At 61.3% G+C, this 13,331-nt stretch carries 11 protein-coding genes; 4 read left to right on the top strand and 7 right to left on the bottom strand.

The features are described 5' to 3' along the window. Positions 1 to 148 precede the first annotated feature (148 nt). Positions 149 to 1,273 carry an RMD1 family protein gene (locus DES53_RS19340; RefSeq protein WP_113959950.1) on the top strand — a complete coding sequence of 375 codons (1,125 nt, stop codon included), beginning with the start codon at positions 149 to 151 and terminating at the stop codon, positions 1,271 to 1,273. Between the two features lie 405 nt (positions 1,274 to 1,678). Here the strand turns inward: DES53_RS19340 and DES53_RS19345 are convergent, their stop codons facing one another. Further along, the gene (locus DES53_RS19345; RefSeq protein ID WP_113959951.1) at positions 1,679 to 3,148 is read right to left on the bottom strand and encodes a TIGR03943 family putative permease subunit; all 1,470 of its coding nucleotides are present in this window, start codon (positions 3,146 to 3,148) and stop codon (positions 1,679 to 1,681) included. A 14-nt stretch (positions 3,149 to 3,162) separates the two neighbouring features. Continuing rightward, the gene (locus tag DES53_RS19350; RefSeq protein WP_113959952.1) at positions 3,163 to 4,293 is read right to left on the bottom strand and encodes a permease; all 1,131 of its coding nucleotides are present in this window, start codon (positions 4,291 to 4,293) and stop codon (positions 3,163 to 3,165) included. A 298-nt stretch (positions 4,294 to 4,591) separates the two neighbouring features. Here DES53_RS19350 and DES53_RS19355 point away from each other — a divergent pair, with 298 nt between their 5' ends. After that, complete coding sequence (locus DES53_RS19355; protein ID WP_113959953.1) at positions 4,592 to 5,200, top strand: superoxide dismutase; 609 nt, start codon at positions 4,592 to 4,594, stop codon at positions 5,198 to 5,200. A gap of 203 nt (positions 5,201 to 5,403) precedes the next feature. Here the strand turns inward: DES53_RS19355 and DES53_RS19360 are convergent, their stop codons facing one another. Together DES53_RS19360 and DES53_RS19365 are read right to left on the bottom strand one after the other, a co-directional pair. After that, on the bottom strand, positions 5,404 to 5,910 hold the full coding sequence (locus tag DES53_RS19360; RefSeq protein ID WP_113959954.1) for a hypothetical protein: 507 nt from the start codon (positions 5,908 to 5,910) through the stop codon (positions 5,404 to 5,406). Between the two features lie 110 nt (positions 5,911 to 6,020). Next, on the bottom strand, positions 6,021 to 6,788 hold the full coding sequence (locus DES53_RS19365) for a 3-keto-disaccharide hydrolase (protein ID WP_113959955.1): 768 nt from the start codon (positions 6,786 to 6,788) through the stop codon (positions 6,021 to 6,023). Positions 6,789 to 7,111: 323 nt separating this feature from the next. Between DES53_RS19365 and DES53_RS19370 the strand changes: the two genes are divergently transcribed. After that, positions 7,112 to 7,504, top strand: a complete 393-nt coding sequence (locus tag DES53_RS19370; protein ID WP_113959956.1) for an RNA recognition motif domain-containing protein — start codon at positions 7,112 to 7,114, stop codon at positions 7,502 to 7,504. A 423-nt stretch (positions 7,505 to 7,927) separates the two neighbouring features. Here the strand turns inward: DES53_RS19370 and DES53_RS19375 are convergent, their stop codons facing one another. The 3 genes from DES53_RS19375 to DES53_RS19385 all read right to left on the bottom strand — a co-directional run bounded on the left by DES53_RS19375 (position 7,928) and on the right by DES53_RS19385 (position 12,151). Continuing rightward, positions 7,928 to 8,863 (bottom strand): ribose-phosphate diphosphokinase, encoded by a 936-nt coding sequence (locus DES53_RS19375; RefSeq protein WP_113959957.1) that lies wholly within the window; start codon positions 8,861 to 8,863, stop codon positions 7,928 to 7,930. Between the two features lie 92 nt (positions 8,864 to 8,955). Continuing rightward, entirely contained in the window at positions 8,956 to 10,914 is a 1,959-nt protein-coding gene (locus DES53_RS19380) for an O-antigen ligase family protein (protein ID WP_113959958.1), read from the bottom strand. 40 nt (positions 10,915 to 10,954) lie between these two features. After that, positions 10,955 to 12,151 (bottom strand): glycosyltransferase family 4 protein, encoded by a 1,197-nt coding sequence (locus DES53_RS19385; protein ID WP_113959959.1) that lies wholly within the window; start codon positions 12,149 to 12,151, stop codon positions 10,955 to 10,957. 171 nt (positions 12,152 to 12,322) lie between these two features. On the opposite strand from DES53_RS19385, the gene DES53_RS19390 reads away from it, so the two are divergent. Continuing rightward, entirely contained in the window at positions 12,323 to 12,967 is a 645-nt protein-coding gene (locus DES53_RS19390; RefSeq protein ID WP_113959960.1) for a DUF4893 domain-containing protein, read from the top strand. The last annotated feature ends 364 nt before the right edge of the window (positions 12,968 to 13,331 follow it).

Here is a 13,331-nt window from a genome sequence, read left to right on the forward strand (position 1 = left end):
CCTCACGTGTGACTCAAAGGTTGCAGCAGAGAGGTTGCACAGTCGCTGGCATGGATCTTTCCGGCCTTGCGCAAAGGTTCACAAAGTTTGCTTGGAGCATTGCGCGTGCGTTCGCTATGCTTCCTGTGAAAACGTTCCGACACAAGCCATGGCGAATACGACACCGCAGGCGTTCACGGGAGAGGTCGTCTACTTGTTCGCCATTGATGTGGCTTATGAGTTGAAGCGCCCCATTCCAGAAACATTGCTGGGCCAGCCTCTGCTGCCACATCAGGTGGGACCCGCGAAGCGCAGCCCGAAGCAGCATCTCTTCCAGCACTTGCGCGCCGCGAAGCTGGAGCCGGTGAAGATGAACTCACCCATGGGCGAGGTCACGGTGCAGCGCATGGTGAAGGTGCTGCCCATCGGCGCGGTGAGCATCATGCTGAGGGTGCCGTTTGCGATTTCGCGGTTGGAGCAGCTGGGCGCCTTTGATGCCCCGGCCTTTGCCAAGGCGGTCATTCATGCGCACCTCGTCTCACTCACCAAAGCGATCCATGAAGAGCTGGCTCCCTACGCCGTGAGACCTGCGGTGGCGCTCCCGGAGGGGGAGGCGTACACGGTCTTCTGCATCGAAACTCCAAAGGCCAATGGCGATGGTCCCGCCTTCCACGCGGAGGCATGGTTTGAGTCGAATCGCCGCGACATTGCTGCCATCCTCACGCAGGAACCGGATGGCAGCCTGCTCTCGCAACAGGAAGCCGAGGAGTCCACGAGCCAGTTTCTCTCCTACTACCGTACCGACCTTGTGGTGGTGGACTGGGATGCGGCACTCGTGATGGATCAAGCGGCGGACATGGAGGAGACGCTGCACGTGCTGGAACTGGCGAATCTCCAGCTTGAGGAACTCATTGCCTACGACCGCCTGCTGGATGCCGCCCTGGAGCGCTCCTACGCGGATCTGCTGCATCCGCCGAAGCTCTTCAGCAGGACCACGCTCATGAATCGCCTTCGTGAGGTGCGCATCGATCTCGCACGTTTCAGTGACGAACTCTCGAACATCACCAAATTTTTCGGCGACTGGCATCTTGCGCGTCTCTATGAAGCCGTGTCACGCCGCTTCCACCTCGCTGACTGGCATCGTACCATCGACGACAAGCTCAAGACGCTGGATGACCTTTATGAGATGCTGAAACAGGAGCAGAACCACCGCCTCATGGTGTTCCTGGAGGCGTCCATCGTGGTGATGTTCCTCATCGACATCATCGTGTTGTTTGGCGGGTTGCGGCACTAGTTTGGTGCCGTGGAGTTTGTCCAAGTGAACGCCACGAAAATATCGCCATGGCTCATGGATGCTCCTACACCGAAGGTGTTGTACACGCATAGCCCGGGGTCAGCTCGCGAAGCGGGCGCCACCCCGGGATGGCATGATGATTCAGGAACGCCGAAGGTGTTCCACAAAGGCGGATTATCGGTAAGCCACATCGTCCGGCTCCGGCGCCCGTTTGTGGAACACCTTCGGTGTTCGATACGTTTCGCATCACCACCCAAGGTGGCGCTTGCTTCGCAAGCTGACCTTGGGCTGGACAATGTTCAACGCCTCCGGCGTAGGAGGGCGCCCGTTCTTCTTGGAAGAAAAAAGCCCGCCTCATGAGAGGCGGGCCTTTTGACAAAGTCTGTCTGACGGAGGCTGGCTGCCTCAGTAGATCATCTGATTCTCTGGCGCGGCGGTTTCCTCGATCTTGGTGGCCTCCAGTACCGGAACGGTCTGGCCGCCCTCTTGAGTGAAGGACATCTTGCCGACTACTTTCACCCAGGTCATTTCCTTGAAGTGAGGAGCTTCCTTTCCGAATTCCACCGGGATGGAGTAAGGACGGGCGTCTGCCGCGCAGCACTGCACCAGCATGCGGAAGAGGCGCAGGCGGGTTCCCTTTTCATTGTTCACCTTTTCAGGAAGCACCTGCGCGATGGTTTCCACCGGCTGACCAGTGAGCACGGACTGCACCTCTTTGTCGCCCGCGGTGTAGTAGAGCTCGGTCACTTCCAGCATGAAGTTGCCGTCCTTGCTCTTGGGCACCTGGGCCTCGAGGTCTGCGAGGGTGAAGGAGCCGTAGCTCTTCGTCTCGGCACCCTTGGCGGCCTGCTTCTCCACCTCGGCCACATTCACCTTGGGCATCACATCTTGTCCGCCGGGAGTCGAGGAGGGTGGGGTGCCTGTGGCGGCAACGGGCTTGTCCGGGGCAGGGGCGGTGGTCACTGCATTGGTGTTGCCGGTGCCGGGGCGTTCTCTCTTCAGCGAGTACTGCTCGGCCCGGGCGCCCTGGCCGTAGTTCTGCGCGTACACGCCCTTGTTCACCACCGCATTGGCGCTGAACTTGTCTGGCGTGTGCATGGCCGCGTAGCTCACCGGCACGGCCAGGAGGCAGATGGCCACAACACGGCCGACCATTCCGCTCTCTTCCAGGATGCCGTGGGAGTGACCCGCATGGCTGTGCTCGTGGTCGTGGTCGTCGTGCTCATCCTTGTGCACGTGGTCAACGCCAACGCCACCACCTCCGCAGCAGCCGTGGGCGTGGTCGTGATGGTGGTGACCGTGGCCATGATCGTGCCCGCAGCCGGGACCATGCACATGTCCATTGTCGGGCTTGTGCCCGTGATCGTGGGAGTGGCTGTGGCCGCCGCAGCATCCGTCCTTGTGCTCGTGGCTGTGGGAATGGCCATGACCGTGGTCATGCTCATGCTCATGCTCGTGAGCGTGGGAGTGCGCATGGGCATCTTCATGCTTGTGCCCATGGTCATGGGAGTGTCCGTGGCCACCGCAGCATCCGTCCTTGTGCTCATGGGAGTGACCGTGTCCGTGGGCATGCGCATGGCCGTGGTCGTGCTTGTGCGCGTGGTCATGGTGATGGTCATGCCCGCAGTGGTCGTGATCATGATCATGTCCATCGTCAGCGCAGCAGGCGGCTTCCTTCGCCTTCATGGTGGCCAGATTGAAAAGCGCCAGCACGATCAACCCGATGCTGCTCCAGAGCACCATGGGCCGGAAGATGCCGTCCGGAGGCAGGTAGTGGGTGATGCGTCCGCTGGTGTAGAAATACAGCATGATGCCACCCCACAGGAGGAGCAGGGACACGCTGATGAGATGGATGCCGATGCGCTTGGAAGTCATGACACGGAGGGGGCTCAGGGATTCGTGGCAGGCGGAGTCGCCGTCTGGCTGGTGGTGGCGGCAGGGATGACTTTGCTATTGTCCGAGGGGAAGAAGACCTTTTCCCAGGGCTTGCTCAGCAGCGCCACCAGAAGGAACAGCGCGACGCACAGGCCCATGAGGAACTTCCTACGGAAGATGGAAGCATACATGAATACGAGCTTCACGTCCAGCATGGGGCCGAAAACGAGGAAGGCCAGCTTCGCCGCGCTCGGGAAGCCCGCTTCCGGCATGGCCATGGGAGCGGCAATGAAGGCGTCTGACGTACTGCAGAGTGCCAGAATGAACGCCAGACCCATCATGGAGGGCACGGCAAAGAAGTCGTTCGAGGAGACTGCCTCGATGCGGGTCTGGTCCACCTGCGTGTTGAAGACGCTGGTGATCATCACGCCGATGGCGAAGTACATCGCGGTATCCAGGAAGTCCCGCATGCTGGTGCGCATGGCGTGGGTCAGCTTGGAGTCAAAGCCATCTGGCGGAGCATGGCTGTGGCCACCGCCACCATTCGCGGCTTCAATGCCTGCCGCCACAGAGGGGTGCAGGATGTCGCCCGGTCTTTTGCGCATGAGCACGAGGCCGATGAGTACCGCGACCGTGTAGCCGAGGGAAAGTCGTGCAAAGGTCATGCCCGTCTGGCTCAGGGCATTTTGAATGGCAGCCGCATGGTCGGAGACGCCGCCTGTGCCGCCGTTGGCCTTGCGCTCCGCCAGCTCATCGTTGTAGGCGGTTCCGTAGCCTTTGTGCTGGAATTCCTTGAAGGCCGTGAGCGTGCTCACGATCACAATGGGATTCACAATCGGCGCGGAGAGCAGGTAGGCCAGCGCGCAGGAGAGGGGCAGGCCCTTCTGCACCAGTCGCCGCACCACCGGTACCACGGCACACTCGCACACGGGAAAGATGAGACCCAGGAAACCGGCTGCCAGTGTGGAGAGCACCTTGTTCTTCGGCAGCATCCGGTCCAGGAGCTTGGCGGGAAGGAAAGCGTCGATGAAGCCTGAAAGCAAAGTGCCTACTAGAATGTAGGGCGCACCCTCAAAGAGGATGCTGAGGAAGGCCATTAGTACGTCGCCGCTGCGGCTGGGTTCAGGAAGGGCTGCGAGGATCATTTCGTGGGAGCCCCCTGTAAACGCGCTTCGCCCACGGGTTCAAGCAGGGAATGCGACTTCGCAGCGAGGTAATCCACCGGTTACGTACCGATTCAGTCTGCGGGTTGCGGGACTTTCCGGTCTTCCGTGACATTCACGACTCCTTCCGAGGATGGTCGCGTCGCGATTCGCGGCCCTTGCAGGATGCACAAGATCCATGCCACCAACCGCTTGCCCGCGTGCGTATCCTCTGCCAGTCTGTGGCTCGCATTCGCGAGTCTCAATACCAAAACCGAGAACCGTATACCAATCCCATCGTATGGCACACACCCTCCCTCCTCTTCCCTATGACAAGGCGGCTCTGGAACCGCACATTGATGCCACCACCATGGAGATTCACCACGGCCGGCATCACAACGCCTACGTGACGAACCTGAACAACGCCATCGCGGGCAAGGCCGATCTCGAAGCCCTGAGCATCGATGAATTGGTGAAGAACCTCGACAAGGTGCCCAAGGACATCGCTGGCCCTGTGCGCAACAACGGTGGCGGCCACTGGAACCACACCTTCTTCTGGAACATCATGGCCCCCAACGCGGGCGGCGCTCCCACGGGCGACCTCGCCAAGGCGATTGATGAAGCGTTCGGCAGCTTCGATGCCTTCAAGGAAGCTTTCGCCAAGGCTGGCGTGGGCCGTTTCGGCTCCGGCTGGGCCTGGCTGGTGAAGAAGGATGGCAAGCTCGCCATCACCTCCACCCCCAATCAGGACAATCCGCTCATGGACGGCTCCGGCACCCCGCTGCTGGGCATCGACGTCTGGGAACACGCCTACTACCTCAAGTACCAGAACAAGCGCCCTGACTACATCGCTGCCTGGTGGAATGTGGTGAACTGGAAGGCCGTGGCAGACCTGTACGCGAAGGCGTAAGCAGCCTGCTTCTGGATCGGCATTGATTCATTCAATCAATTGAAAAGCCCGGGGCATGTGCTCCGGGCTTTTTGTTTTGGGGTGAAATGAGGGGAGAGGGTCAGTGGGTCAGACCGGGTGGCAGACTTTTCATCCAGTAGTCAGCCAATGGAGAAGGCGGAGCCTTCTTTGAGGGGCCGGATGTGGCAAGGTGAATGGGTCTCCTAAAAACCCGCGCCAAACTCCGCAGGGAGTTCCACATCATTGATGGAGGTCTGCCGGGGTTCGCGAAGTTTTTCGATTCGCCATTGGAGTGCCCCGGGGACATATCCGATCAGGCCGGAGGCGGCGCTGCTGGTTTTCTCCCGCAAGGGAAAGGACCAGAAATAGTAGACGTGGGCTTTGCCGCCGGGGAAGGGGCGGTCTCGCTCCAGGAAGTACTGGCCTTCAAAGACCTCGCCGGGTTTCAGGTCCCCGGCCTGCATGAAGGGAGGATCCCAGGCGGCGTCATGGTCTGCCGCGTCCGGACGGTCCAGAATCCCGCTGAAAAGAATCACCGTGAACCAGGAGGTGTTCTTCACCTCATAGCGCAGCATGCGCCGCCCAGACAGTTCGGGCGCCACCTCCACGGCGCGGAACTCCACGGGATGGTGCGATACCCAAGGCAGCAGCAGGTAGCCGACCAAGGCCATCACTGCGATGGCGAGAAGCACGAGGAAGCCCCGCTTCATCTAACTGTCAGGGTGGGGGGAGTGGAGTGCAGTACAGGCAGTTCTTCTGCGCACTCCGCCATTTTCTGGGGCGCGAATCCATACGGTGAGATTCGCGCCCCTGGCAATGCTTACTTCTTGCTCAGGTCCTTCACCCGGATGTTGCGATACCGCACGAAGCTCTTCGTCCAGTCACCGCCGCCATGCACTTGCAGGGCGATGCTGCCCTTGGCGGGGAGGCGCGCTTCCGTTTCGGTCCATTCCATGATCTTCAGGCCATTGATCCAGGTGGTGATGGTGGGCTTGTCTCCACCGGTGATGCGCATCTTGAATTCATTCCAGTCGCCCGCCTTCCAGAAGGTCTTCCATTTCTCCGGAGTCATGTCGACCACCTGAGGCTTGCCATCGGCACCCGGAGGGGTGCGGTCGGGAGTGAGGGTGATGTCGGACTCGGTCGCGCCGAAGTTGAAGAAGCGGAAGTGCGGCTTGCCGCCGAGACCTTCGCCATAGAGACCCATGAGGCTGCCGTCCTTGTGGAAGTCGATGAGGCCCTGGTAGCACTTGCCATCCTCCGTGCTGCGGAGGAAGAGACCGCTGTCCGGACCGAAGTCGTTTTTCATTTCCACGATGACTTCGAACTCGCTGTACTGCTCGTCCGTGAGGATGAGACCGCCGTTTCCGGGGACGTCCTGGGAGCCGGTGATGGCGCCATCCACGACTTCCCACTTGCCGCCGCTGGTGTTCTTGCTGGTGCGGCTGTGGCCGGACTTGGCGCTGACGTGCCAGCCTTTGAGCGTCTTGCCGTCGAAGATGGAGACGAAGCCGGATTCATCCGCCGCTTGGGACGGAAGGGCCTGGCAGAGAAGCAGGGAGAGGAGAAATGCGGTACGCGTTTTCATGGAGGCGGATTCTGTACCGGGAGAGTACAGGGGTGCCAGCGGAAAACTTTCCGCCCGCGTCCTTCCGGGGTGGCATGTGGTTGTGCAGGAGGTGCAGGTGCCTCATGATTGCTTAAGCCGGGCTTCATTGAGGAATGCCCCCGGGAACTGAACTTGCACCGCCAGCCAAATGGGTGTATCAGAGCGCTTCTGGCTAAACATCTGTTAAGTTCAAGGCATGGTAATTTCCACGGAACAGCACAAGGGAGCATTCGGTGGGGATTTGAAAACCCGGTGATCGGGCACAGTCGAAGAAATTGCAGTCGTCGAGCTGATACGACAAAATGAGCAATACGAAAATGTACGTGGGCAACCTGTCTTGGACAGCCACTGAAACCGATGTCCGTGCCCTCTTCGAGCAGTACGGCGATGTCACGGATATTCATCTTCCTTCCGATCGTGAAACGGGCCGCCCGCGTGGTTTTGCCTTCGTGACCATGGGTACCAAGGAAGCCATGGAAGCTGCGATCAAGGCATTGGATGGTTCCGAATGGATGGGTCGTCCCCTCAAGATCAATGAAGCCCGTCCTCGTGAAGAGCGCGCTGGCGGCGGCGGTGGTTATGGTGGTGGCGGCGGCGGCTACGGCGGTGGCGGCGGTCGCAAGGGTGGTGGCGGCGGCTACGGCGGCGGCGGTGGTGGTGGCTATGGCGGCGGTGGCCGTCGTGATCGCTACTAAGCATCCCTGACTCACCAGAGTCCGATTCAAATTTGAGGAGCAGCATCGCGAGATGCTGCTCTTTTTCTTTTGTGGGAGGGTGGAGATTGAAACTGCCGGGTACTTGGGGGCAGGATAGACCTCTTGAGCGTCCCTCTGGTCTCTCTGAACCGGTGGGGAGCCGCTGCGCCGGCTTCCTTACTAGAGCGGGCGGAGGTGGGGCGGAGCTTCCCGGTGATACCGGCTTGTGAGGCACCAGTTCCACACCGCCTCTGCCCACCTGATTAGGAAGCCGACGCGGCGGCTCCCCACCGGGTTATCAGGTATGCCACGATGCATACCGGAAGATTGCTCCAGAGTACTACCTCGATTGCAGTGGCTCTGAGGCGATACACTTTCTCGCCTCCACTGTGCCAGCTCACGGCCAGTCCGTTCAATTCGCGCTCAGCCCACATTGAAGAGCGAGGTCACCGACTCGTCATCGTGAATGCGCTTGATGGCTTCGCTCAGGAGTGGCGCCACACTGAGCGCGGTCACTTTGCTGCCATAGGCCTGCGGCACGGAGTTCGTGGTGAAGACTTCCAGAATGGGGGAGGCATCCAGGCGCTCGCGTCCCTTCTCGCTCAGCACGGCGTGGGAGACACCGGCGTAGATGTTCTTCGCACCGCTCTCGCTGAGGAGCTTGGCGGCGGCGGTGAGGGTGCCGGCGGATTCCGTGAGGTCATCTACCATGAGCACATTCTTGCCCTTCACATCGCCAATGACGCTGAGGGCTTCCACTTCTTCGGCGCTGATGCGGTTCTTTGCCACGATGGCGAGAGGCACGCCAAGGGTCTTCGCATAGGAATGACACATCTTGATGCCGCCCACGTCGGGGGAGACGACCACGAGGTCCTCGATGCCACGCTCGCGGATGGCCTTGATGAGGACGGGCGCGGCGTAGAGATGGTCCACGGGAATGTCAAAGAAGCCCTGAATCTGACCAGCGTGCAGGTCCATGGTGAGCACGCGATTCACACCGGCAGCCACGAGGAGGTTCGCCACGAGCTTGGCGGTGATGGGCACGCGGGGGCGGTCCTTGCGGTCCTGTCTCGCGTAGCCGAAAAAGGGCAGCACGGCGGTGATGCGGTCCGCGCTGGCACGGCGCACAGCATCCACCATGATGAGCAGTTCCATGAGGTTCTGGTTCGCGGGCGGGCAGGTGGGCTGCACGATGAAGACATCGCGACCGCGGATGTTCTCATTGATCTGCACAAAGGTCTCACCGTCCGGGAAAGTCTCCACCGTGGCTGAGCCAAGCGGCACGCCGAGGCTGTCGGCGATGGCTTGTGACAATGCGGTGTGCGCAGTGCCACTGAGGACGCGGAGGTGATTTTTCATGGGTCGCGCAGTGAAGGGAGATTCCGACCAAAATCAACTCCCGTCCCGAAATTGCGTGACTTTCCCGTCAGTAAAAGCCGCAATCCTGCCTGCTACTGTGCCTGTGCCTGTGCCTGTGCCTGCGCCGCCAGCGGGTCCGTGGCGCCTGCCGCCTGACGGAGCATGCCTTCATAGTAGCTGAACCACTCATCCCGGCGTCCGGCGCGTGCTTCATTCGTCCAGAGGTACGCCAGCTCCGCGTCCTGCCAGCGCTGGAGGCGGTGGTAGTGGAAGGCCAGCGCCAGCCTCGGCTCACCATAGAGAGGGGCGAGGGCTCCCGCTTTTTGGATGGAGGCGTAGGCCTCTTGGGGCATGCCCAGCGGGTCATACACGTCCCCCAGCGCACGCACGGAGAACATGTGGTAGGGGTTCAACCGGCAGGCTTCCTCAAGGTCGGTGCGCGCGCGGGAAAGCAGGCTCTGCACGAGCGGTTGCGGCTGACCGGAGGCGGCCTCCAGCCGCACCATGCCGCGGCGGTACCAGAGCCGGGCATTCTGCGGGTCGAGGTCGATGGCCTTGGACAGCAGTTCCAGCTTCTGGGGGACCACATCATCCAGGGAGAAGATGTCCTGCGGTTCCGGCTTGAGCATCTCCGCCTTCTCCGCGTAGTAGTCTGCCCGGCCAAATTGCCAGGTGCCGTAGAGCATCCACGCCCCGGCTGCGATGAGGGTGAGCTTCAAGGCGGAACGGACCACCGGGAGGCGCATGGGCTGCCTGTTCTCCGGCTTGAATCCCGGATTTGCCAGGAAGCCAAAGAGCAGCGCGGCCGTGATGGCGGTGGCAGGGACGTGGAAGTGAAACTCAAACAGGGCATGCACGAGCACCGCGACCAGCGCGGCAACGGCCCCGAGCAGGATGCCGAGCTTGTTGCTCATGAGGGTCGCGCTCCGGGGGAAGCGCTCCGAGGCGTACCAGTTGAGAAATCTCAAGGCATGCACGAGGTGGCTCCCGACAAAGAGCAGGCCCAGCGCCAGCCCCACCCAGCCGTACTCCGTGAGGAGCTGCAGCCAGTCGTTGTGCACAAAGAGGGCGTCCTTCGTCCACGCAGGCGTATCTGCGGTGCGGTAGGTGATGCAGCCCTCCGTGAACATGCGTGAGCCCGCGCCCACCCAGGGGCTCCCGGCATGCTGCGCCAGCGCTGCACGCCAGATGAAGGGACGCGGGTCGCCCTCGGCAAAACCCGAGCCGCCGAGGCGTGAGCGAAGCTGCTCGGCAAAGACCCCGTACAGCACCAGTCCGCCCAGCACGGCCAGCACACCCACACCGGCGAGCACCTTGCCCAGCAGATGCCGCTGGGTGCGATACAGCATGATGACTCCTAATACAGCCAGTACCACCATGCCGATGGCCAGCCCCACCATGGCGCCACGGCTCACGGTGAGGGCCACACCCACGGCGGCGGAGAGACCTGCGAAGGCGATGCTCAAGCGGCGCACTGCCCCGCTGCGACCGAAGGTGGCCATGCCTGCCGCCAGCAGGGTCATCATGGTGAGGAAGGAAGCGAGGTGGTTGGAGTTGTTGAAGAAGCCGCCGATGCGCTCGCCATCGCCGAAGGCCCGCATGTACTCCGGCACGATGTGGTAGTGCATCATGCCCTTGTCACTGAAGTGGATGAATCCCACGGTGAGATTCCCCACGAGGATGAGCAGCAGCGCGACGAGGATCATGGTTCGCGCACGCGGCTGGCTCAGCACGGTGGCGCTCAGCGTGTAGGCCACCGCGCAGCCGAGCAGCATGAAGAGGTCCTCACGCGCATGGATGGTCACGGGCGAGGTCATCTGCCGCACCATGAGGTAGGCGGCGAAAAGGAGTCCCGTGAGCAGGCACCAGTGGGAGGGCGGGTGCTGGATGCGCCATGTCCAGCGTAGACCGGCGATGAGACCTGCAAGACCCAGCACGGCACAGCCCGGCCAGAAGAGAAGCAGCCGCGTCTCCGTGCCCAGAGCACCCACCGCCAGCAGCGCGAGGAAGAGTGCGGCGGCGACGAGAGCCTTGAAGGTCTGCGTGAGCATGCGGGCAGGGCTGGGCAGGAGAGGAGAAGGGGAAGGGAGGTCAGGAGCGGCTGGTGGCCCGCTCGTACGCGGCGAGCAGTGTCTCCACAGAGCGCTCCCAGCTCAGTTCATTTGTGAGCCGCTCATATCCCAGGGCGCCCATGCGTTCGCGCTCGTCGGGATTGTCGATCATCTCCAGAATCGCATCGCCCAGCTTCTCCGCGGAGTTCTCCATCACATACCTGGCGGCATCGCCAGCGGAGTAGCGTCCTTCCCTGGTGCCAAACATCACCTGTGCCCGGCTGAAGGCCATGTACTCCAGCGTCTTGTTCATGGTGCAGTGGTCGTTGTAGTCGTTGATGGGGTCACACGCCACGCCGAGATCCATCGTCTTCAGGGCGGTGAAGAGGAACTCATTCGTCACGCGACCGGGCATGTCCACGAAGCCCTGCAGGGACAGGGAGTCACGCAGCTTCGTGAGCTCCTCATGCTCCGGTCCGCTGCCCATGAGCAGGAACTGCACATCATTGCGCCGGCGGTGGTGCACGATGTGGCTGGCGGCCTCGATGAGGTAGTTCACGCCGTCCGCATTGCCCATCACGCCGATGTAGCCCACGAGATGTTTGCGTCCCTTGCGCAGTGTCAGGTCCGCGGCCACCTGGGTATTCAGCTTGTGCGGGGCGGTGCGCACCACAAAGACATCGTCATCACTCTTGCGCCCACGCTGCTTCACCGTGGAGAGCACGCTTTGATTCGTCGCGATGACCACATCCGCCAGTGCCAGCGTGCAGCGCTCGGCAAAGCGCACCGCGCGGTAGAGCAATCCCTTCCCGCCGAACTTCGCCTCAAACATTTCTGGCCAGAGATCATGCACGTCGAAGACCACCTTCACCTGGGCAAAGAGCTTGAAGGGAAGCGCCACCAGGAAGAGCAGATCCGGCGGATTGCAGAGGTGGATCACATCGAACCCCTTGCGCCGCCAGGCTTTCAGCGCGCACCAGAATTCCCCCAGCAACGCGGAGGCGTACTCGCTGAGGAATCCGCGGATGCCCTTGGCCTCGCCACTGATCCAGTGGCGGTAGATCTGGATGCCGTCCAGCACCTCCTCCGCCTGGGTGTAGCCGCGCATCTGCGGGCAGATCACCGTCACGTCATGGCCCGCATCGCGCAAAGCACACGCTTCCTGCCATACCCGACGGTCGAGGGGTACGGGCAGGTTCTCGACAATGATGAGGACGCGCTGCTTGTCGGAAGTCATGGAAAATCCTTATAAATATACATGCAGACAGGAAGTCTACCGGAGAAAGTCTGGTTTTTTCAGGGCAAATCCATCCTTTAGACCCTTTTTTGCGGAGATTCGCTGAAGTTTAATTCAGTCCGGCGTTTTAAGTTGCTCGGATTGAGGACCGATTGCAGCATTTTCCAGCCCATGACTTTCTGCCGAAATCTCCATGTTCCGCTCTGGCTGGTCCTCTGTTTGGTGACCGTGTCGCACATCGCTTCTGTCCACGGCATCGGCGTGGGGGCCGTCAAAGCCCAGCAGAGCGCCATGGATGATGATGAACAGAAGGTCCTCGCCGGTGCCGAGGAGGCCCTGAAGTCCCAACTGGGGGAAATCAAAAAGACCACCCAGGACAAAGAGAGCCTGGCCGCTGCCGAGGACATGCTCGCCGTGCTGGCCAAGCCCCGGGTGCCGATAACCACCAGCGAGGAACTCCAGGGGAACTGGCAGGTGCGCAGCCTCCAGACCGGCCAGTACGGAGCCTACACCTACCCCTACTTCAAGTGCCGCATCGGCACCGAGGGCAAGGACCTCGTCTTCCACAAGTCCACCGGCTCCCAGCGCCGCAAAGGCACCCTGGTACGCGAGGATGAAAACCGCTACCTCTTCACCGGCGGCGCCTACGTGGAAGGCGACCCCGTCGGGCGATACTACGGCGTGAAAGACAATCCCACCGAGGCGCAGAAGAATAACAATTCCGTGGGCTACCTCTACAAGCTCGGCAAAGGCCACTACCTCATGATCTTCTCCCCCTCCGGACCGAATGGGGAGATGTATGAGATGAAGAAGTGAGAGGGACTCTCGAAGGCGGCGCGCCTACTGGAAGTCGGGTCTCATGATCGCAACGAGCATGAACGTCAGGTTAACGATACGGAATAGGTGCCGAAGGCCTTGGACTGCGCGCAGCCTGCTGCCGCTTTCCTAAAGTGCAGCCTGCTGCACGCTCCACCGCGACGCAGTCGCGAAGCTTTTCTGGACACGCCCCCTCACTGGCGGGTGTCACCATCGCCACAGCAGGCTGTGGACTCTTTAAAGTGGCAGCAGGCTGCGCACAGTCCAAGGACGCTCCGCGTCACAGCATCCGAATCCGTCGTTCGTAGTCCGATCTTCTCTGGCATCACACAGTTCCTCTGTCCTGACGATCGCGTGCACCGGT

It is taken from the genome of Roseimicrobium gellanilyticum (assembly GCF_003315205.1).
In the GTDB taxonomy this organism is placed as follows: domain Bacteria; phylum Verrucomicrobiota; class Verrucomicrobiia; order Verrucomicrobiales; family Verrucomicrobiaceae; genus Roseimicrobium; species Roseimicrobium gellanilyticum.